Genomic DNA, 21,387 nt, shown 5'->3' with positions numbered 1-21,387 from the left:
AAGTGTGGCAGTTTACTTAGATTTTGAGAATCGCATCAAGGGGATTCAAGATGACATTGAAATGGCTTCTATTAGGGGCGACACAGACGCACAGGACATTTTAGAGAAGCGCCTGAGCAAAGAAATTAAGAGCGTATATGCTAACCTGACAGACTACCAACGCCTCCAACTTGCCCGCCACCCCGATCGCCCCTACGCGATGGATTATATAGAGTTGATTTTAGAAGACCGCTATGAGATGTTTGGGGATCGCCATTTCAGCGATGATAAGGCGATTGTGAGTTTTATTGGCAAGATCGGCGGAGTGGCTGTGGTGGTGATCGCAGAGGAAAAGGGGCGAGGCACTAAGAATAAACTCAGGCGCAACTTTGGCATGCCCAATCCAGAGGGTTATAGGAAAGCCCTGAAAAGCGCAAAATTTGCCGAAAAATTCAATTTACCCATTTTGATGTTAGTGGACACCGCTGGGGCTTACCCGGGGATCGGAGCTGAGGAGAGGGGGCAGAGCGAGGCGATCGCTAGGAATTTGCAAGAGTTCGCCGTGCTCAAAGTGCCCACTATCTCTATTATCATTGGCGAGGGAGGTAGCGGGGGAGCGCTGGCGATTGCCGTGGCGGATCGCTTGGCGATGATGGAATATTCTGTCTTTAGCGTGATTTCCCCAGAGGGGTGTGCGGCTATTTTGTGGAACGATCCTAGTAAGGCAGAGGTGGCGATCAAGGCTATGAAAATCACTCCCAATGATCTCAAGCAGGCTAAACTCATTGATGACATTATCTTAGAGCCCCAAAGAGGGGCGCATCGTGATAAATTAGAAGCCAGCTTGGCGATTAAAAACTACTTTCTTAACCAACTTCCCTTGATTCAGGCGCAGGATTTTTTGGCATTGCGCTATGAAAAATTGATGCGTTGCGGGGCTTTCGCCTAGTGTGGGGGTTTATAATTTTGAATTATAACCGATATAGGAACACCAAAGCAGGGACGCTTTAGGTTAGATTAACAAGGAGTTATTATGGCATTTCAGGTTAATACGAATATCAATGCGTTAAACGCCCACGCCGTGGGTCTAGTTACCCAGCGCGATTTGCGCGAGTCGCTTGAACGCTTGAGTTCGGGTTTGCGAATCAATAAGGCTGCCGATGACGCGTCAGGGATGACTATCGCGGATTCCTTGCGTTCGCAAGCTAAAAGTTTGGGGCAGGCGATCGCCAACACCAACGATGGTATGGGGATTATCCAAATCGCAGACAAGGCGATGGACGAGCAGATCAAAATCCTAGACACGATCAAGGTGAAAGCCACGCAAGCCGCACAGGACGGGCAAAACGCCCAATCTAGAAAAGCACTTCAGGCGGACATCATCCGCTTGATCCAAAGCTTGGATAACATCGGGACCACGACTTCCTATAACGGACAGACATTGTTATCTGGGATGTTTTCTAATAAAGAGTTCCAAGTGGGGGCGTATTCCAACGAGACCATCAAGGCGAGCATCGGTGCGGCCACTTCTGATAAGATCGGTCAAGTCAAGATTGTAACCGGAAAGAATATCACCGCAGCCGGTGAGGTGGCTTTGACCTTTAAGCAAGTGGATGGGGTGCATGATGTGTCTTTGGAGAGTGTGAAAATCTCCACAAGCGCGGGCACAGGGCTTGGCGTATTGGCAGAGGTTATTAATAAAAACTCTAACGCGACTGGGGTGCGCGCCAACGCCAATGTCATCACCACTTCTGACACCGCGATCAAATCTGGGAGCTTGAGTGGTTTGGTGGTGAATGGGGTTCAGATCGGCAACATTCTTGGAATCAAGAAAAACGACAGCGATGGGCGTTTGGTGGCTGCTTTAAACGCGGTTACCGCCCAAACTGGCGTAGAAGCCTATACCGACTCTGTGGGACGCTTGAATCTACGCAGTATTGATGGGCGTGGGATCGATATCAAAGCGAAATCTAGTAATGTGGACGCGCAGGGCTTGGCTTTAGACACTTTGGATGGGGGGCAAAATATCACTCAGGGGTCTTTGAACTTCGGGCGGCTTTCTCTAGTCAGACAAGACGCTAGGGATATTTTGGTGGTTTCTGGGGCTAATGTGAGCGCGTCTGCTGGCTATGCGGCTATCGGGTTTGCTAAGGGTGCGCCCGCTAGCACCACGGTTAACCTTAGAGATGTGCTTGGGGAGTTTAACCAAGCGGTGCGTTCAGCTTCTGGGGCTAATTACAATAAAACCCTTGCGGCTGAAAATCTCACTTTAGGCTCTGGGGTAACCACTTTGCGCGGCGCGATGGTGGTGATGGACATTGCCGAATCGGCGCAAAAAATGCTCGATAAAGTGCGCTCTGACTTGGGTTCTGTGCAAAACCAAATGGTGAGCACGGTGAACAATATCACCATCACCCAAGTCAATGTGAAAGCCGCTGAATCACAAATCCGCGATGTGGATTTCGCCCAAGAGAGTGCTAATTTCAGCAAGAATAACATCTTGGCGCAGTCTGGTAGTTACGCGATGAGTCAGGCCAACACCGTCCAGCAAAATATCTTGCGCCTTTTGACCTAGGGGCGCGTGCCTAGTGGCTTAGCCATAGGGCGATCTCATCAGCCAAAAAAAAAGTCTTGGGCAATGAGTCGCCCTCTTTCCAAATAGCACACTTTTTCTTCTAGCAGGGTTTTGACTTTCTGGGGTGCTAGCAAATCGGTGCTAACCCCCAAATTGCAACGCAAACCCAAAAACAAGGCTTCTAACTCCAAATCCGTGGTGCTCAAGGGCTCCTTGTGGGTGTATAGAGGGTTGGCGGTGTAGCTTGGCACACTTTTGAGTTTATAGAGGCGTGTTTGGCCTACGCGCCCCACTGCGCCCGCCCCACAGCCCACATATTCCAACCCCCCCCAATAGCCTAAATTATGCAGGCATTGGTAATTTCTAGCGTAATTAGACACTTCGTAGGGCACAAACCCCCCTGCGATCAAACAGGCTTGCATGTGTGTGTCTAGGCGGGGCAGTATCTCTAGGGGGGTGTGAGCTAATCTGCTTTGATCCTCTAAAGTGAGACTATAGGCAGAGAGATGATCGATGGGTAAGTTAGAAGCCTGGGCTGCCTCTTGTTCCAAACTCTTAGGGGTATCTAGGGGGGTGTTGTAAATGAGATCAATGCTCAAATGTGCGATGCCACTTTTAGAGGCGTATTCTAAAGCCTTGTAAACATTGTCAGGGTTATGATCGCGTTGCAAAAAGCGTAACTTGGGTTCTAAGAAACTTTGCACCCCTATGGACAGGCGCGTCATGCCAAAATTCTTAAGCGCAACACACCACTGCAAAGAGAGTAAATCCGGATTGGCTTCTAGGGTGATCTCCACATCGGGGCTTAAGCGCGCGTGGCTGGTGATGGCATTAAAGATCTGTTCGTAGTGTTGGATGCCCAGCGTATTGGGCGTGCCTCCCCCGATGAAAATAGATTGCAAATATGCCCCTTTTAGGGACGCGCTTATATCCTGACAGAGTGCCTTGACATAGCCATCTTTGAGTCCATCTAGCCCGCTAAAGGAGTTAAAGGCGCAATACCCGCATTTGCTTTGGCAAAAAGGGATGTGGATGTAAAGACTTTCGGGGGGAGGGCTGGTTTTAAGCATGGCTTAATCCTTGAAATAATACCATTATGGCATATTTTGGTAAGGAGTTGGCTATGAAGAAAGTGGTGCTTTTGGGTGCGCTTGCAGGTTTGAGTTTGCTTTGGGGTGCTGATGCGGCGGTGTTGGTGAAGAAATGTGCGGGTTGCCATGGGGCATCTATGGATAAAAAGGCTTTTGGGAAAGGGCATGTGGTGAACACTTTGGATAGTGCCACCATCAAAGAGGATTTGATGGGATATAAGGCCGGCTCGCTCAATCGCTATGGTTCGGGGGCGATCATGCATAGCCAAGCCAAAAATCTCAGCGATGCGGATATTGACGCGTTGGCAAAATACATCCCCACCCTTAAAAAGTAAATGGGCTGGAGGGGGTTTTATCTGCACTTTAGCCCTGTGTGTTATAATCTCTTAGCTTGGTGTTTTAATGGCACTGATAAAGGATTACACATGGAGACGCAAAAGAGTTATCGTCCTAATGTAGCTGCTGTGGTGCTCTCCTCTTGTTACCCTAGGGATTGCGAGTTTTTTGTCGCCCAACGCATTGATATTCAGGGGGCGTGGCAATTCCCTCAAGGCGGGATCGATCAGGGCGAAACTCCACTCAAAGCCTTGTATCGCGAATTACTAGAGGAGATCGGCACAAACGCTGTAGAGGTGATCGCAGAATACCCCAAGTGGATCACTTATGACTTCCCTCCCACGATGACTAAGAAACTCTACCCCTTTGATGGGCAAAAACAACGCTATTTTTTGGTGCGCCTGAAAAGTAACACCTCCATTAATATCCAAACTCCCTCCCCCGAATTTGATCGTTACGAATTTGTCAAACCCAAAGAGCTCTTTTCTAGAGTGGTGCACTTCAAACGCCAAGTGTATCGCCAAGTCATTGGCTACTTTAGACAACAAGGGTATTTGTAAGTGCTGGTGGTGCAAAAATTTGGGGGCAGTAGCGTGGGGAGTTGCGCGCGTATCCAAGCAGTAGCCCAGAGGGTAGCCCAAAGCAAGGCGCGTTTTGAAGATGTAGTGGTGGTGGTTTCAGCTATGGGGGACACCACAGACGATCTACTAGAACTCGCGCATGCCTTTGGTAACAAACTCAACCGCAGAGAATTGGATCGCCTGCTCAGTAGTGGCGAACAGATTTCTAGCGCGCTTTTGGCGATCGCCTTGGAGTCCTTGGGGCAAAAGGCGTATTCTTTGAGTGGCAAAGACGCGGGGATTTTTACCGACATGCACTTCACACGCGCGCAGATTTTAGAGATAGACACCGCGCGTATCCAAGATTTATTGGCGCAAAATTTTATTGTGGTAGTGGCGGGCTTTCAGGGGGTTAGCAAGAGTGGGGAGATCACCACCTTGGGGCGAGGGGGGAGCGATTTGAGCGCGGTCGCGCTGGCTGGAGCGTTGCGCGCCCACTTGTGTGAGATTTACACCGATGTAGATGGCATTTACACCACCGATCCGCGCCTTGTGCCCAAGGCTAGCAAGATCGCCCAAATTAGTTACGATGAAATGCTGGAGTTGGCTTCTATGGGGGCTAAGGTGTTATTTAACCGATCTGTGGAGCTGGCTAAAAAATACAATATCCCCTTGATCACCCGTAATTCTTTTAACGATAACCCGGGCACTCTCATCACCTCAGAGGAGCAAATTGTGGAAAAACCCATTGTGAGCGGTATCGCCTTGGACAAGGATCAAGCGCGGGTGAATATCATTGATGCGTGCGATTACCCCGGGATTGCTGGGGAAATTTTTGGGCTATTAGCCGAAGCCAATCTCAATATTGATATGATTGTGCAAACCATTGGGAAAAATGGCAAGACCAATATCAATTTCACTCTGCCCGAAGAAGATGTCGAGATTTGCCAACGGGTGTTAAAAAATGTGCGCGATATTGGTTCTGTGGAATGCGATCGCCAAGTGGCTAAGGTGTCTGTGGTGGGGGTGGGTATGCGCTCACACTCTGGGATCGCCAGCGCGGCTTTCAAAGCGTTAGCTAGGGAGAATATCAATATTTTGATGATTAGCACCAGCGAGATCAAAATCTCTGTGGTGGTGGAGGTTTCCTTAGCCGAGCTTGCCTTAAAAACCCTGCACAAAGCTTTTAAACTAGAATTGTAATGGAATTAGCCCGCCGTGCTTGCCAAATCCTGCAAGAACAGCATGCCAAGTTGGGGCGTGCATGGTTCCAATCCTATGATTGGGGAGAATTTGCCAAGGGTGTCCGCCATATTTTAGAAGGCGGGAGTGTGTTGCTGTGCGTGGATCAAGAGCGCGCTTGGTTTAAACACTATGTGTTAGCGCATCTGAACGCCAAGAAATTGCGCCCTCTTGTGCCCATTGTAGATGGTTTATTGGGGTATGCCCCCTTGTTGCCAGATTCGCGTGAATGGCCTGTGATTGGCGATCTCTTGGATTTGACTTACCGCAATTACATGTTTTGGTATGTGGGTAAAGAAGGGGATTTAAGCGAATGGATTTCTAATAAGGCGCATTTTTTGTGGCTATTAGACGCTAAGAAGGGGCTATTAAGCGCACAAGACCCCTTACTAGACCTCAAATTGCTCCAACTCTATCGGGTGTTTGAGAGTGTGCTATTTGAGAGTATGTTAGGGCAGTTGGGTTCACAATGAGTAACACCCTTATTCTTGCCAATGCCCCCAAACAAGAAGCCCTAGACTACAAAATGCAATTAGAGGCGCAAGCCCAAAGCCCGCTATTGGTGCAAATGTGCCTAGAAGAAGAACTCAAAATAGAGCACGCCCAAGAGATCAAGCGCGCCTGTGTGCTAAGTTACCCCGGGCAAAAAATCTATATCGTTGCCGCGCACCATTTCAATGTCTTTGCCCAAAACGCCTTGTTAAAAATCTTAGAGGAGCCCCCCGCTCACACCCGCTTTGTGCTCATCGCCAAGCACAAACACGCGCTTTTACCCACTATCCTCTCACGCCTAAGCTGTGAGGATCGGCGCGCCAAAGCCAGCCATGCGCGCTTTGGCTTAGACCTTTGCGCCTGCACTTTGGGTGATATTTACACATATTTACAGGATTTGGATAGAAAAAATCTAAGTCCCGAGGAGAGCAAACTCCATATCGAAGCCTTTTTATTCGCCTTGCACGAAAGCGCGATCCCCCTAGATTTGGACTTATTGCACAGTGTGGATCAAGCCATGCATGCTAATTATCTCTATTATCGCCCTAGCTACAATCTCTTACCTCTACTCTTAAAGGTGTTAGAATTAAGAGATAGCCGACAATTTTAGGATCAACCCCTTTAAAAGGACTTTGATGTTTAGCAAACCCTATGTGTTATTTTTGCAAGATTTAGCCTCTACTTTGCGCCAAACTCCCCTAGACACCTCCGCACTCTTGGCTCTGCCCACCCCTTGCCCTGAAGCCAAGCAGGTTCTAGAAGCCCTAGCTCAAATATTTAATAAGCAAAGCGCGCAATTAGAACAAGAACAAGAGAGTAAAAGGCGCATACAAGAACAAGACAAAGATTTAGAAACCCTCAAGCAACGCCTCTACATCGCTGAGAACATGTGCGAAGCGAGCGGAGATGGGCTGTGGTATATGCACTACCCTAGCGATGGGCAAATGAAACCAGAAACGCCCTTTTATTGGTCAGATAAGCTCCGCAATCTCTTGGGCTTTTCTACTGAAGAGGAGTTTCCCAATGTGCTTAACTCTTGGATGGCAAGGGTGCACCCTGAAGATTTAACGCGTGTCCTATCTCTCTTTGAGAGTGCGCTCAAAGACAAGAGCGGGAAGACCAATTATAGTGCTATCTATCGGATCAAGACCAAACAGGAGGTTTACAAGCATTACCGGGCTACTGGATTAGCCAAGCGCAACGCCCAGGGCGATCCCATCTTCATCGCTGGAGCCTTGCAAGACATTGAGGAGCAAATACATAGTCAGGAGGAATTAGACAATATCGTAGAACGATTCACTCTATCTCTCTCTCTCATCTCCGATCGCATCTTTGATCTATGCTTGCAAGAAGATAACTTACTCTCTGCAAATAACACCTGTTGGTTTTCCCCACGCCTAAGCGCAAGGGTGGTGGGTAAGCAACACCCCCCTTCCTTGCAGTCTTTACTCTCCTGCTTTTCTACAGAGAGTCAACCCCTCTTTTTAAACACCCTAGAACAGATCGCCAAAAGTCTAGCCTCACATAAAACCCCCGATCCCATCAAACTAGAGCTCACCCTCAAGCACCATGACAACCAACAATTCTACACCTACGAATTTCAAGCCACAGGGATTAGCAAGCAAGTGGAGGGGGTGAATACAAGGCGCATTGTGGGCGTGCTCTCCAATATCGAGGCGCAAAAAAAGCAGGCAGAGTTTTACGCCAAAGAGGAGGAATTTAACCACAGAACTCAGGAGAGTTTGGATAATATCGCCCAAATCATCTCTAAGATCGATGGCATCGCCAAGCAAACTAATTTGTTGGCTTTAAACGCCGCCATTGAGGCGCGCGCGCAGGCGAGCATGGACGAGGCTTTGCGGTGGTGGCTGATGAGGTGGGGAAGTTAGCCAACAAAACCAGCGAAGCCACCAGCGAGATTGGTGCTCTACTCAAACCCGCGCATCTATAAGGGGTTCAAAAAGGCTAAAAAAACCTTAGGAGATGTCTTCAAACAGACTATAAGAAGCCTTTAGTTGTTGCAAGCGCAAGCGCATGATATTGGCGATGTGGGGTTCTAAACCTTCAGCCCTTAGGCGCGCGCATGCTAAAGGGTTGTTTTTGATAGGCTCTTTGTTTTGGCACAGATAAAAGCAAAGCCGGGCATCTGTTTGTGCGTTGAGTTCTAGCACCGCTTGTGCGCTACTGCCTGAGCCAGCAAAAAAATCCAACACGATAGAGTTTTTGGGCGTGCAACAAGAGATGAGATATTTGATGAGCGCAACGGGTTTAGGGGTTTTAAACACCCCGCGCAAACCTAGTTTTTCCAAGTCTTTTGTGCCCTGTCGACTGTAGAAATCCAGCACGCTTAAGACTTTGTCTTTAGATTCCTTAAGATAGTGTTTTTCATAGGGGCGTTTGTTTTTAAACACAAGCTTACCTGCGTCATGCAAGGCTTTGAATTTAGCATCACTGCACCATCCCCTATTTTTTAAAGGCGCTAAGAAAAGCCCAATTTCTGTCAAACGCACTTCTCTAGGCGCGCTAGGCGTGGATAAGTCTTTAGCGAAGTAGATTTCACCTGAACTATCCACTAGGTTATAATTCTTTAAAAAACGCAGGGCACTTTGCTGGCTTAGAGTGGCGATGTTTTGTTTGAGAATTTCTTGGGCTCTGTGTTGTCCGTGTTGCTTGAAAGCGCTTTTAACACAGCGCATGAGCGCTTGCAAGGGGGCTTGATACATGGGCATCTGCACCCTTAAACTCTCAAAACGCGGGGCTTTACTCTTGTCTTTGGCGTAGCTTAAAACATACTCGTGGATTGTGTTGATGTGTTTAGCGTTGCTTCGAGTAGCTTGCTTGGTGATGAAGACCCCTAAAAAATTTTGCGCGCCATAAACGCCATCTAGAATGAGTTTAAGAGTCGCCATTTTGTGATCATCAATGGAAACGAACAAACAGCCCTGATTTTTAAGCACGCCCCTAGCTGCCAGTAAGTGCTCTTCGATCCACCTCTCATAATTTATACGGCGATCGTGGTATTCAAATGCGCCCTTGGTGTTGTAGGGGGGATCGATGTAAATAGTTTGCACGCTTTCATTTTCTAGTCGCGCCAAACAATCTAGCGCATCCATCATAAAAACCTTATGCCCCATCAAATGAGTCTCTAAATCGAGCGCCATACTTGAGTTCGAGTAAATTCTGGCATCTTTGCTGATCTGCAATGGGTTTAATACGGAATGCATAATCCTTAAGAAGTTTTAGAACGCTAATGGTTTGTGTGGATCGCCTCTGGGCTTGTTTGCACTCCACAATTTTGCGCTCTAAGTATTCCCCTATGCCTTTGTGTCGTCCATAGACAATAAACAGGAGTTCAGCCATCGATTCCCACACTCCCACAGCCAAAGTCGTTCGATGGTCTTTAAATACCCATGCCTTTTGCAAAGTTGTGTCGTTGAAGGTGGCACTCCAACTTTGGCTAGAAAAAGAAACCTGTTTAATCTCTAAAAACTCCGCACCTTGAGCTTTTTTAGCGTCCAGTCCATGTTTATCTGTATTGATACAATCATAACCCAAATACAGCGCGATCATGCTATCTCTTAGCTCATTTAAAAAAGAGTCATTGTCGAGCTTATTGTATTGCCGTTGTATATCCGCGATCTTGCTAAGGGCTTTATAACCCTGTAGCACAAAGCTACGATCTATAGGAACAAAGCAACCCTTATCAAACAAGGAAGAATCACTACCAACTGTGCTCACAAAAACCCCACATCGTGTTCTTGTAGAATGTAGTGAGAAATGTTAAATGCAACCTTAAATCCTAGATGCGCACGGAGGGCGACACTCCTCAATCCAAGTGGCGATCTCTGTTTGGAGTTTTTGCTTGCGTGTTTCTAAATCCATGCGGGTTTATCCTTGTTGCAAGTCTCCACAATAAGGTATCCACCATGAACGCTTCTGATTGGGCAAGAGTCCGGGGGCAAAGAAGTGCCAGAGCAGATCGCTGGCGTTATTTAGGTTATAGAAATCCTTGTTTGAGCCCCCTAGTTGGCTTTGGAGGGGGCTACACACATCTGCATAAAAATCTGTGCTCGGAGTGCTGGCACAATACTAAGAGCAAACCCCCCTGGGAGGCTTACCAAGGGAGGCACAACAGTTTAGCTTTTGTCCTTAGCCAAAGTGCGGATGTATTGATCGGCCAAATACAAGCCATGCCCGCTCTCGCCCATCAATTTGATCTTGTCTAAGATGTTTTTGAAAAGCACCTCTTCTTCGTGCTGTTCGGCCACATACCATTGCAGAAAATTGAAAGTGGCGTAATCTTTGTGCGCCAACATGTGATCCACCAAGGTGTTAATGGAATGGGTGATGTGCTGTTCGTGTTTGTAGGCCTTTTCAAAGACTTCTACCAAATTTTTAAACGCATGTTCGGGGGCCTTGACTTCTTTGAGCTGCACGCCCACCTCATTTTCGTTCAAATAGGTGATGATCTTGGTGGCATGGGCGTATTCATCGCTGGCATGTTCAAACAAGAACAACCCCGCCCCATCAAAGCTATGGGTATAGCACCATGAGCTCATGCTCATGTACAGATTGGCAGAGAAAAACTCATCCATCACTTGGCTGTTAAGCAACTTGACTGATTCTGAAGGCAACATGGAAACTCCTTTATAAGTTTGTATCATTATTATAGTATAAATGAGAAATAAAGTCAAGGCTTTAGGGGTAAAACTGTGGCAAAAACACGCACCTGTTGATCCAGCGCGCTAATATCCTCTAAATTAGCCACATCATTTACCTCTTTTTCAAAGCACGCTAGGCTTTGCTCTACCACTTGGACGATCCCTCCAAAATGGATTTTGCCCTCTATAAAGGCTTGGGTAGCCACCTCTGCGCTGGCATTGAGCACCACGCCTAATTTAGGATTCTCTAATAGGGTGTCTTTTAAAGCCCATAGGGGATATTTGCGCGTGTCTATGGGCTCAAATTGCAAGGGGGGCAAAGCGCACAAATCTAGGGGGGCGATATGGGCTTGTTGGCAGGCTTGCTTGGGAGCTAGAGCGTGGGCGATGGCAAGTTTCATGTCTGGAGTGGAGAGCTGGGCGTGCAGACTTTGATCTTTAAAGCGCACAAGGGCATGCACGCTAGAGGTGCGCTCAATATAGGCATCAATCGCCTTTGTGTCAAAGAGCCAACGCGCCTCCAACACCTCAAAAAGCTTATTGAGCATGTTAGCCGCATTGATAGTGATATGCGCGCCCATGTCCCAGTTGGGATGTTTTAGGACTTTTTCTAGGCTTTGGTGGGGGATTTGCTCAGGGCTTAAATCGCGCAACGCCCCCCCGCTCGCGCTCAAATAGAGTTGCGCGACCTCTTGAATATCCCTACCTTGTAGCAAATTCCATAGCCCGAAATGTTCGCTATCAATGGGGATCATCTGCGCGGTGTCTAAGAGCCAACCTGCTACGACTAAAGATTCCTTATTGGCTAATGCAAGGGTTTTATTCTGTTTAAGAGTGCTCAAAGTGGGCTTTAGTCCAGCAAAGCCGCTTAGAGCGTTGAGCACTACTAAAGAGTGGCAAGCCTGCAACATCTCCTCTAGCCCTTGCGTGCCAGCAAAAAGGGCGACTTGAGGGGGCAAATCGCGCAAAAACGCCTTGCTAGGCTGGGGTAAAAAGACTTTTTGGGGCTTATGGGTGTGGATTTGTTGCAATAATAAGGCTTCATTGCGCCCACCACTCAAAGCCTCTAGCTCAACTTCTAAGTTTTGTGCCACCTCTAGGGCTTGAGTCCCAATTGAGCCCGTGCTCCCTAAAATCACCACGCTTTTAGACATGGGAGAAGAAGAGTAAAAAATGCAAAGCTACCCCTCCAAAGAGCATCGCATCTAAGCGATCTAAAATCCCTCCATGCCCGGGCAAGCACGCCCCGCTGTCTTTAACCTCAGCTTTGCGCTTGAGATAACTCTCAAAGAGATCGCCTAAAATCGCGCTCAAGGCTACCATAACACTCACCCCCAACGCCCATACAAAACCCCCATGCCACATACCTGCTAACCCCCCAAGCACGCTAGACAAACCTAGACCAACAAAAGAGCCCTCTAGGGTTTTTTTGGGCGAAGTGGGGCTTAGAGGGATTTTACCTAACAATCTGCCTCCAAAGTAAGCCCCCACATCAGCCACCACCACGACCACCACCAGCCACACCACCCCGCGCACCCCAAAATCCTTAAACAAGGCTAAGAGCACCACAAAGGGCAAGGTGGGGTAAATGAGGGGTAGCACCTGCGCTATAGGCTTTGCCCTAAAGGCTAAGACCCCTGCAAAAAACATCCCCACACATAACGCGCTCTCAATGGGACGCGGGCTAATATAAGCAAGCCCCCACACCCCCACAGCCAGCCCATAATGCCAAAAGACAAAGCTAAGGGAGTGAATCTTTTCATAAAGGCGCAAGGATTCATAAAACCCTAGCAAATACACCACACCTAGCACCGCCCAAAAAACCCACATATCCTGGCTCAATAGCACCACCACCACAAGCGCGATTAAGAGCGCTCCGGTGATATAGCGCGTTTTCTCCCCCTTCAATTTAGAAAAATCCATCCTCTAACTCCCAACAAAGATTTGCCCTACAAAGGCGTAAGTGATCGCACTAATGAGCACGATCCCTAAGAGATTGAGCCATAGCCCGGCTTTGATCATCTCTTGGATACGCACATAACCCGAGCCATAGGCGATTGCATTAGGTGGGGTAGCTACAGGCAACATAAAAGCGCAAGTGGCGGCTAAAGCCACAGGAATGGTAAAAAAGAGGGCTTGAGAGTGTTCATAGCCCAACCCTAGGGCAACTCCCCCAATCACGGGCAAAAAGGCAGCAGCCGTGGCGGTGTTGGAGGTGATTTCGGTTAAAAAGATGACTAAAGTTGTTACTAAGACAATCAAGAGCAATAGCGGGAGATGGGATAAATGCGCCACTTGATGCCCAATCCACAAAGATAGTCCGCTTTTGCTAAATTGCGCGCTTAAGGCTAACCCCCCTCCAAAGAGCAAGAGCACATCCCAGGGGAGTTTTTTCATCGTCTCCCAGTCAATCAGGCGGGTTTGTTGGGTAGGAATGATAAAAAGCAAAGTCGCCACACCCATCGCGATAATGGAGTCCAAATTGGCGATCTTAATCCCCATAGAGTGTAAAATGCTGCCCAAAAAAATCCAACTCAAGCACGCCAGCACGAATAAAGAGGCAACCCAGATCTCTGCTCCACGCATCGGTCCTAATTTTTGCAACTCCTCAGCGATCACCTCCTTACCCCCCGGGATTTCTTTGATCTTGATAGGGAAAATGACAAAGGTGAGCAAAAACCACGCCCCAAAGAGCATAAGTAAGGCGATGGGCACACCTAAGATCATCCAGCGTCCAAAACCAATTTTTAGATGAAAGGCTTCTTGCATGTAGCCAGCTAATAGGGCGTTGGGGGGCGTGCCAATCAAGGTGGCTAGCGAGCCAATAGAGGCGCTATAAGCGATGCCCAACATCAAACAAATACTAAAATTGGTGCGATAAGTGGGGGTGGGGGATACCTCTTTAGTTTTGTGCATAATGGTGTGCAACGCCCCGCCATGGGTGGACTTGTAAGAGAGAGGGTCATCTAGGGATTGGGCTTTGTTAGGGTGTTCTTGCTCTTTGAGTAGTTTAGCCACAAGACTTAGCACACTCAAGCCCACGGGCATCATCATCACAGCAGTCGCTGTATTAGAAACCCACATAGATAAAAAGGCGGTCGCTAACATAAAACCGGCGACTAAGGCTCTAGGGCTTGTCCCCACAAGTAAAATAATCCTAAGCGCGATACGGCTATGTAGATTCCAGCGTTGCATCGCCATCGCCAACACAAAGCCCCCCATGAACAAAAAGATGATAGGACTCCCATAGGACGCGCCCACTTCTTTAAAGCTTGCCACACCCAGCGCGCTAAAGAGCACTAAGGGTAAAAGGGCTGTTGCCACCAACTCAATGGCTTCACTCATCCACCAAGCCCCCATTAAGATCGCCACCCCCGCCACAATGGGCAAAGAATCTAATTTGAGCCCGGGTTTAGTGAGGACATGTTTAATAACATCTAAATGCGCGCTAAGGGCGTAATACACCCCCAAAGCCAGCACCAAACCGCCCCAAAACCCCACCCACGGCACGCTAATTTTAAAACCCTTCATTGAGCATCCTTTTGCAAAACTTGAGTTTAAGCTAGAAGGCTTAACATTTTGTTTAAATCTTAAGAATGGGGCGGCGCGCGTAGGCGTAGCGCAACACATCTATACTCACAAACTCCCCCTCCCAAAAGACATAGAAGTAAGCCCAACCATTGTGGTTTTTCTTGCCTAAATGTTTAGCTGCCATTTGGTGGATACTCAAATGCTCCTGATCGTCATGCAAACGATCCTCTAGTAAATAACAGATGTAATTTTGTTGTTTGTCGTAAAATTTTTGTTTTTCTTGCAAAAAACCCGCTAAGATGAGCTCTTTTAAGCTCACTTTAGGGGGCTTGATCTCTAGGCTAGCCTCTATGAGGGGGTTAGTAATAGGGGTGATCTTGGCGATGCGCTTGGTGGCTTCTTGCACAAAAAGAGGGTCTTGCTCGATGCCTAAGAAGTGGCGTTTGCATTGTTTGGCTATTACTCCTGTGGTGCCCGTGCCAAAAAAGGGGTCTAAGATCAAATCCCCGGGCTTACTGCTAGAGAGAATGATCTTTTCTAAGAGGGCTTGGGGTTTTTGGGTGGGGTGGAGCTTTTTACCATCCGCGCCCTTTAGGCGTTCTGCCCCCATGCAAATGCCTATATGCCAGACACTGCGCTCTTGTTTGTTGTCATTGAGGGCTTTCATGGTTTTGTAATTAAAGGTGTAGCGGGCGTGTTTGTCCTTAGCGCACCATAGTAAACTTTCATGGGCGTTACAAAAGCGACTCCCCTTGAAATTGGGCACAGGATTGGGTTTAGCCCAGATAATATCATTGAGAATCCAAAAACCCAAGTTTTGCATCAAATAGCCCAAGCGGTAGATATTTTGAAACGAGCCCATCACCCAAATACTCCCATGCGCCTTTAAAACCCGCCTACACTCGGTGAGCCACGCCACACAAAAAGAATCGTAAGCCTGCAAGCTTTCAAAGCGATCCCACTCTGCACGCACCCCTGCAAAGACCTCCCCATTATTGCGCAACAACTCCCCCTGAGTTTGCATAAAATAGGGCGGATCGGCAATAATGAGATCCACACTCTCAGGAGGTAGAGTGGGCAAAACTCTTAAGCAATCTCCCTGTAAAATGCGATCCGTGGCTAACACTCCCTGCCCTTACTTGGAGTCAAACTCTAGCAGGGCGTTTAAATAGTAATGATATTGCTTTTGCCTTGCTTGTATCTCAGCGGGCAAGCCTGCTTGTAGGTCTGTGGTGAGGGTGTGAAATTGGTCTAAGATGTCTACAATTTGGGATTGAATGGGGAGGGGAGGGAGGGGGATTTTAAAGCGTTTAAGGGCTTCAACGCTGACCCGAATAACTTTAGCCCCGTGTGCGTATTGCTGCTTAAATCTTAAAAAGTCTTGTGTTTGCAACAAATAGGCAATGAATTTAGGATTTTGTTGGTGTCTAAAAGCAAAAGTATCTCCGCCAATACAAATATCTTCATCACCCAAATACGCCACCGCCTTGCAAACTCCAGCCACATCTTCGCTAACGCCCACTATCACAATATCCCCCGTTTTTACTTTCCGCAACTTTTTGCCCAAAGACTCACAAACATAACTTTTAACCCGTGTGGTGTGGATATTATAGTAAGTGTGGATTTGCCCATAGTGGATCGCCCCCACAAATGCACCACTAGGATTATCGGGCTGTAAATCTGCCTTAGTCAAGCCAGTTCCGCGTATGAATTCCCCAATCTCCCCCAACTCCACCCACTCTATTCTAAAACTTGTTTTTAACAAGGCATGTTGAATCTCTTTTGTGGCGCGCATAGGGTGGCCCTGGCTGGAGGGCGCACTAGCTAATAGAGGCTCTCCAAAGTCTAAAAGCGCATTGAGGTAGTAAGCATATTGTTTTTTTCTTGCTGTAAGCTCTGCGCTAAGCTCTGCGCTAAGCTCTGTGAAGCAATCAAGAATAGTTACTATTTTCTCTTGCACGATTAGAGGGGGGAGGGGGATGAGAATTTTGCGCACACTTTCAACCGTGATATTCAAATGTGAAGCCTTATTTGCATTATTTAATAAATATTTTTGCCCCATCTTACTTTGAAAAAAATACATGATGAATTGACCACTATATCCGTGTTTGAGCTTACAGACAGCCATATTGCCCCCAGCAAACACGATTGGGTTACCATCAAAAAAACCTACATTGCCAACTTTGCCAACAAGCGAAATTAAGAGAGTGGGAGTATCTAAAATAAGTTGTTTAAAGCATTTGGCTACAGAAATGGGGATAAAGTAATCCGTTTTAAAGTTAATATCAGTGCCTTCAAAATATCTACTTTGCATGTAAGGATAAGTATCATCACTAGACTCTTGCCTCAAAGCCTGCTTAATGGTTTTAGAATAGTCAAAGCCCGTTTGTTTGGTGATAATCTCGCACACCTCCCCCAACTCCACAAACTCCACCCCATTAGGGGCATGCTCTTGTAATAATTTTTTTAGGGGGTGTCTGTCCACACCGGGCAAGCCTGTGGCTTGTTCCTCATGCTCTTGCAATGATTGATTTAGGGGATACATGTCTTAAAGCCTCACATCTTTTAAAAAAGCATGTAAATGCTGGTATTCTTTGGGGTTTAGATAGCGGGTTTTGCCTACCGGGAGGGCATTAAGATGGGTAAAGCCATAAGAGACGCGTTGTAAATCTAACACCGCGCGATCAAAATGGGCGAAAAAGCGGCGCAATTCTCTATTCTTGCCCTCTGTGAGAGTGATTTTGAGCTTAGAAAAATGCGGGTGGTTTTTGAGGATGTGGCAATGGGCAAAGGGGGGGAGTTGCAGGCTCTGTTTAGGATTTTTGGGATGTGCGCCCTTAGAGGAGCAAATCCCTGTTTGCATGCCCTCTACAATCTCAGGGGTAATAGGTCCCTCAATTTTGAGCAAATACACCCGCTCTAGCGCGCTGTGCATTAACGCGCTAGCTACCCCACTATGATCACTCAATAATAAAAGCCCACTAGAGGCAAAATCCAAACGCCCCACAGGGATAAAATGGGCGAATTTACGCTCCAAGCTCTCAAAGATAGTGCGGCGGGCGCGATTATCCTTGCGCGCCACCAACTCCCCCTTAGGCTTGTGGTAGATAATCACGCTATAGCGCGGGGCTTTGGGGATTTTAAGCAATCTGCCCTCTACAAAGATTTTATCCTCTGGTTTTAGAGGCGTGGTGAAATTGGCGATTTGGTGGTTGATCTTGACCTTGCCCTCTGCAATCAAGGTATCGGCTTGACGGCGCGAGCAATGCGCATAACGCGCGATAAACTGATTTAAGCGCATCAATCCACCCACTGATAATTTTTAAAGCTCTCTTTGATCTGCGCGCTCACTCTTAAAGGGGTGCTAATGGTGATCTTTTTATCCTTTTGCTTAAAGATCACGCATAACGCGCGCTCGCCCTTGTGCGTGTGGGCGACCTCTTTTAAGTGGGCAAATAACTCCACAGGCACGCTAGTATCCACCACCAAACACAAGGGTTGCCCTTGCAAGCAAGAAGTGCCCTTATTAAAGTCGGCTTGCAAGTCTAAGGGCTCGATGTCGCTAGGTTGTGCCTCTGCTTTGTAGCGCACTTTAGCGATCTTTTCTGTGGCGATCTGCTCTAAGGTTTTGATCTCAAAGAGGCGCAAACGCGCGACCTCCTCTTGTTCCTCCACCTTGCATTTGAACGCTAAGGGTAAATTGCTATCTAATTGTTCCAAGGTATTGAGTTGGCGCTCAAAAAGCATCAGCTCAAAACGCCCAGATAAATCCACGATCACCGCCTCGCCATAGGGCTTTTTACTCTTTTTGCCTAATTTGCGCTTGAGCTCTAAAATCTTGCCCACTAAGACCACATTACTCCCCAACTCCACGCGTTTAATATCCGTGCTTTTGAGAATGTTTTTTAGGGGCTTGATTTGATCCTTAAACTCATTTAAGGGGTGTCCTGAAAAGTAAATCCCCATGCACTCGTATTCAAAATCTAATAGAGTGTTGTCATCATACTCCTCATAGGGGGTTAGCTCCAAGTGGGCGCGCTCAACTTGGGCGTCTGCAAACAACCCCGCGCGCATTTGGGCGTTTGTCTTGTCCTTTCTGCGCCCCTCCTCACAGATCGCATCCAAATTTTCTAGCATGGTGCGCCGATTGTAGCCCAAATTGTCCAAACTCCCCGATTTGATCAAGGGTTCTAAAATGCGCTTGCTAAACTTGGAAAAGTCGATTTTGCTGATAAAATCTTGCAAATCTTTAAACGCGCCATGTTTTTCACGGATTTCTACCAGAGTGCCCAAAGGTCCTTCACCTGCGCCCTTGATCGCCTCCAAACCAAAGACAATATATTTTTCTCCCCCCTCCTCTTGCACCCTAAAGCGCACATCGGACACATTCACATGGGGACGTTGCACTTTAATGCCCATAGAGCTCGCCTCCTCTACATAGTGGGCAACTTCCTCAATGTGGCGGCATTCACTGCTGATCATCGCTGCCATAAACTCGTGTTTGTAGTGGGTTTTCAGATAGGCGGTTTGGAAGGTGAGCATGGCGTAAGCAGTCGAGTGGGTTTTTGGAAAGCCATAACCGGCAAATTTGACGATCAGATCGAAAAGATCACCCGCCCTGTCCGCCTCGTAACCCTTTTTGCGCGCCCCCTCGATGAATTTGGCGCGGTTATCCGCCATGATCTGTGCGTCCTTTTTACCCATCGCACGGCGGATCAAATCCGCCTCGCCCAAAGAAAAGCCCCCGATGGTCTGCACAATCTGCATCACTTGCTCTTGATAGACAATGGTCCCATAAGTGGGGCGCAAAATGGGTTCTAGTGCCTCAAAAGCATAAGTGATGGGCTCTAATCCGTGTTTGCGATTGACAAAATCATCCACCATCCCCGACTCCATAGGTCCGGGTCGCCCTAAAGCGATGGTGGCGATGATGTCCTCAAAACAAGAGGGGCGTAGGCGTTTATTGAGGGTTTGGAACATGCCCGATTCAATTTGGAAGATCCCAATGGTGTTGCCCTCTTGCATAGTCTTGTAAACCTCTGGGTCGTCCATGTCCATGCTTAAAAAGTCGATTTTTTTATGGGCGTATTTTTCAATGAGTTTGAGCGCGTCATCAATCACGCTCAAAGTTTTGAGCCCCAAGAAGTCAAACTTAATTAAGTCCACCGCCTCTAAATACTTCATAGAGTATTGGGTAACAATTCCCCCCGTGCGCTCACTGGTGTAAAGTGGGGTCTTGTGCCAGAGTTCGCGCTCGCTATCCACCACCAGCGCAGCCGCATGCTTGCCCGCAGAGCGGTTCAGATTCTCTAGGCTTAGGGCAAACTCCCAAACCTGCTTGGCGGTTTCGTTGGTATTGATGAGCATCGCGATCTTGGGTTCTAATTCAAAGGCTTCTTTAAGGGTGATTCCTAGACGATTAGGAATGAGTTTAGCCATTTCATCGGCTTCTTTATAGGGCATGTCCAGCACGCGCGCCACATCGCGAATCACCCCCTTAGCTAACATTTTGTTAAAGGTGATCACTTGGGCGACATTGTATCTTCCATATTTGGAGACCATGTAGTCTAACATCTCGCCCCGCCGTCTTTGACAAAAGTCGGTATCAATATCGGGCATACTCACGCGCTCGGGGTTCAAAAAGCGCTCAAAGAGTAGGTCGTATTTGAGTGGGTCAATGTCTGTTATTTGCAAACAAAAGGCGACCAAGCTTCCCGCAGCTGAACCGCGCCCCGGACCTACAGGTATCCCGCTCTCTCGTGCATGGCGGATAAAATCCCATACGATGAGCATGTAGCCGGCAAATTTCATCTCTACAATGGTTTTGATCTCGTATTCTAGGCGTTCTTGGTAAGTGGCGTGCAAATGAGGGGCGACATTCTCTAGGCGTTTTTTTAAGCCCTCTCTAGCTTTGTGGGCAAAGTAGAGCGCGTCTTCTTCAAAGTCTAGCCCCTCGTTGGTGGCGTATTCTTTGGTGAATTTAAAGCGCGGAGGGGTGGGGGGGTTGGAGTCGTCTTTAAGGTCTAATTCTAGTTGGCATTTGCGCGCGATCTCTTGGGTGTGCTCTAAAGCTTCTGGGATGTCTGCAAAAAGTTGTGCCATCTGCGCGGGGGATTTGATGTAAAACTCATGCACGGAGTGTTTTAAGCGATCCTTATCTCCAAAAGTTTTGTTCATCGCCACACACATAGCGACCTCTTGGGCGCGCGCGTCCTCCTGCTTGGTGTAGTGGGTGTCGTTAGTAGCAATGAGCTTAATGCCCGTTTCTAAAGAGAGCTTGATGAGTTGCTCGTCAATGTAGAGTTGATCGGCAATGCCATGGCGCATGATTTCCATGTAAAAATCATCCCCAAAAATGTCTTGATACTCGCAGGCGATACGCTTAGCCTCCTCATAGCCCTTTGCGCCATATTGCTTATTTCTAGGGTTGTTGAGGTTGAGATGCCAATTAATCTCCCCTTGCAAACACGCGCTTGAGCAAATCAAGCCCTTAGCGCGTTCTTTGAGCAGTTTTTTATTAATACGCGGGTAGTAATAAAAGCCCTTGAGAAACGCCTGTGAGCTTAGATACATCAGATTTGCATAGCCCTCTTGATCTTTAGCATAGAGGCAGAGGTGAAAGCGTTGGCGCGACTGTTTGTCGTCTAATTTTTCGGCATTGTGTAAATAGGTTTCAATCCCAATAATGGGTTTGATCCCCTCTTTTTTCATGCAGGTGTAAAAATCGATCGCCCCAAACATGTTTCCATGGTCGCTCATGCTCACACTGGTCATCCCCAACTCTTTAATGCGCTGGGCTAGGATTTTGATCTTGTTTGCCCCATCTAGTAGGGAGTATTCGGTGTGTAAATGTAAATGAGTAAAGTTTTCCATGTGTGTCCTTTGCCACATGCTAGAGCAGAGGGGCTAAAAAGCCTCTT

General features: G+C 47.7%; 17 protein-coding genes and 3 pseudogenes. 9 read left to right on the top strand and 11 right to left on the bottom strand.

The features are described from left to right. Positions 1-4 precede the first annotated feature (4 nt). Positions 5-928: an acetyl-CoA carboxylase carboxyl transferase subunit alpha gene (gene accA, locus EAO37_RS04340; RefSeq protein WP_120944161.1), complete on the top strand. Its 924-nt coding sequence runs from the start codon at positions 5-7 to the stop codon at positions 926-928. An 84-nt stretch (positions 929-1,012) separates the two neighbouring features. Further along, positions 1,013-2,554 carry a flagellin A gene (locus tag EAO37_RS04335; protein ID WP_120944163.1) on the top strand — a complete coding sequence of 514 codons (1,542 nt, stop codon included), beginning with the start codon at positions 1,013-1,015 and terminating at the stop codon, positions 2,552-2,554. A gap of 10 nt (positions 2,555-2,564) precedes the next feature. On the opposite strand, the pseudogene hemW reads toward EAO37_RS04335, so the two are convergent. Further along, a pseudogene (gene hemW, locus EAO37_RS04330) lies at positions 2,565-3,624 on the bottom strand (radical SAM family heme chaperone HemW). Positions 3,625-3,677: 53 nt separating this feature from the next. On the opposite strand from hemW, the gene EAO37_RS04325 reads away from it, so the two are divergent. The 7 genes and pseudogenes from EAO37_RS04325 to EAO37_RS09575 all read left to right on the top strand — a co-directional run. Beyond that, positions 3,678-3,980, top strand: a complete 303-nt coding sequence (locus EAO37_RS04325; protein WP_120944168.1) for a c-type cytochrome — start codon at positions 3,678-3,680, stop codon at positions 3,978-3,980. A 90-nt stretch (positions 3,981-4,070) separates the two neighbouring features. Beyond that, positions 4,071-4,541 (top strand): RNA pyrophosphohydrolase, encoded by a 471-nt coding sequence (locus EAO37_RS04320; protein ID WP_120944170.1) that lies wholly within the window; start codon positions 4,071-4,073, stop codon positions 4,539-4,541. Continuing rightward, positions 4,542-5,744 carry an aspartate kinase gene (locus EAO37_RS04315; RefSeq protein ID WP_120944172.1) on the top strand — a complete coding sequence of 401 codons (1,203 nt, stop codon included), beginning with the start codon at positions 4,542-4,544 and terminating at the stop codon, positions 5,742-5,744. It begins immediately after the preceding gene. Further along, the gene (locus tag EAO37_RS04310) at positions 5,744-6,256 is read left to right on the top strand and encodes a HobA family DNA replication regulator (RefSeq protein ID WP_120944174.1); all 513 of its coding nucleotides are present in this window, start codon (positions 5,744-5,746) and stop codon (positions 6,254-6,256) included. The genes EAO37_RS04315 and EAO37_RS04310 overlap by 1 nt, the downstream gene beginning before the upstream one ends. Continuing rightward, on the top strand, positions 6,253-6,885 hold the full coding sequence (locus EAO37_RS04305) for a DNA polymerase III subunit delta' (protein WP_120951789.1): 633 nt from the start codon (positions 6,253-6,255) through the stop codon (positions 6,883-6,885). Before EAO37_RS04310 ends, EAO37_RS04305 begins: the two co-directional genes overlap by 4 nt. A 25-nt stretch (positions 6,886-6,910) precedes the next feature. After that, positions 6,911-7,450 (top strand): annotated as a pseudogene (locus tag EAO37_RS09900) (PAS domain-containing protein); the annotation flags it as partial. Positions 7,451-7,990: 540 nt separating this feature from the next. After that, positions 7,991-8,211, top strand: a pseudogene (locus EAO37_RS09575) (methyl-accepting chemotaxis protein); the annotation flags it as partial. Positions 8,212-8,251: 40 nt separating this feature from the next. Here the strand turns inward: EAO37_RS09575 and EAO37_RS04295 are convergent. The 10 genes from EAO37_RS04295 to dnaE all read right to left on the bottom strand — a co-directional run bounded on the left by EAO37_RS04295 (position 8,252) and on the right by dnaE (position 21,340). Continuing rightward, a complete protein-coding gene (locus EAO37_RS04295; RefSeq protein WP_120944178.1) occupies positions 8,252-9,436 on the bottom strand; it encodes a site-specific DNA-methyltransferase in 1,185 nt (394 codons plus the stop codon). Then, on the bottom strand, positions 9,399-10,013 hold the full coding sequence (locus tag EAO37_RS04290; protein WP_120944180.1) for a hypothetical protein: 615 nt from the start codon (positions 10,011-10,013) through the stop codon (positions 9,399-9,401). Before EAO37_RS04290 ends, EAO37_RS04295 begins: the two co-directional genes overlap by 38 nt. 398 nt (positions 10,014-10,411) lie before the next feature. After that, positions 10,412-10,912: a ferritin gene (locus EAO37_RS04285; protein ID WP_120944182.1), complete on the bottom strand. Its 501-nt coding sequence runs from the start codon at positions 10,910-10,912 to the stop codon at positions 10,412-10,414. Between the two features lie 53 nt (positions 10,913-10,965). Beyond that, entirely contained in the window at positions 10,966-12,078 is a 1,113-nt protein-coding gene (gene dxr / locus EAO37_RS04280) for a 1-deoxy-D-xylulose-5-phosphate reductoisomerase (RefSeq protein ID WP_205589472.1), read from the bottom strand. 4 nt (positions 12,079-12,082) lie between these two features. Next, a complete protein-coding gene (locus EAO37_RS04275; RefSeq protein WP_120951786.1) occupies positions 12,083-12,859 on the bottom strand; it encodes a phosphatidate cytidylyltransferase in 777 nt (258 codons plus the stop codon). A 3-nt stretch (positions 12,860-12,862) separates the two neighbouring features. Next, on the bottom strand, positions 12,863-14,467 hold the full coding sequence (locus EAO37_RS04270; RefSeq protein WP_120951782.1) for a DASS family sodium-coupled anion symporter: 1,605 nt from the start codon (positions 14,465-14,467) through the stop codon (positions 12,863-12,865). A 52-nt stretch (positions 14,468-14,519) separates the two neighbouring features. After that, positions 14,520-15,593, bottom strand: a complete 1,074-nt coding sequence (locus EAO37_RS04265; RefSeq protein ID WP_120944190.1) for a DNA methyltransferase — start codon at positions 15,591-15,593, stop codon at positions 14,520-14,522. A 9-nt stretch (positions 15,594-15,602) separates the two neighbouring features. Beyond that, the gene (locus tag EAO37_RS04260; RefSeq protein WP_120951779.1) at positions 15,603-17,012 is read right to left on the bottom strand and encodes a restriction endonuclease subunit S; all 1,410 of its coding nucleotides are present in this window, start codon (positions 17,010-17,012) and stop codon (positions 15,603-15,605) included. Between the two features lie 3 nt (positions 17,013-17,015). After that, the gene (locus EAO37_RS04255) at positions 17,016-17,768 is read right to left on the bottom strand and encodes a pseudouridine synthase (RefSeq protein WP_120951776.1); all 753 of its coding nucleotides are present in this window, start codon (positions 17,766-17,768) and stop codon (positions 17,016-17,018) included. Beyond that, on the bottom strand, positions 17,768-21,340 hold the full coding sequence (dnaE, locus tag EAO37_RS04250) for a DNA polymerase III subunit alpha (protein WP_120951773.1): 3,573 nt from the start codon (positions 21,338-21,340) through the stop codon (positions 17,768-17,770). The genes EAO37_RS04255 and dnaE overlap by 1 nt, the downstream gene beginning before the upstream one ends. Positions 21,341-21,387: the final 47 nt, after the last annotated feature.

It is taken from the genome of Helicobacter sp. L8, assembly GCF_003660355.1.
Classification (GTDB): domain Bacteria; phylum Campylobacterota; class Campylobacteria; order Campylobacterales; family Helicobacteraceae; genus Helicobacter; species Helicobacter labacensis.
The sequence above is the reverse complement of the archived record's forward strand: the minus strand, read 5'-3'. Positions and strand labels throughout refer to the sequence as shown.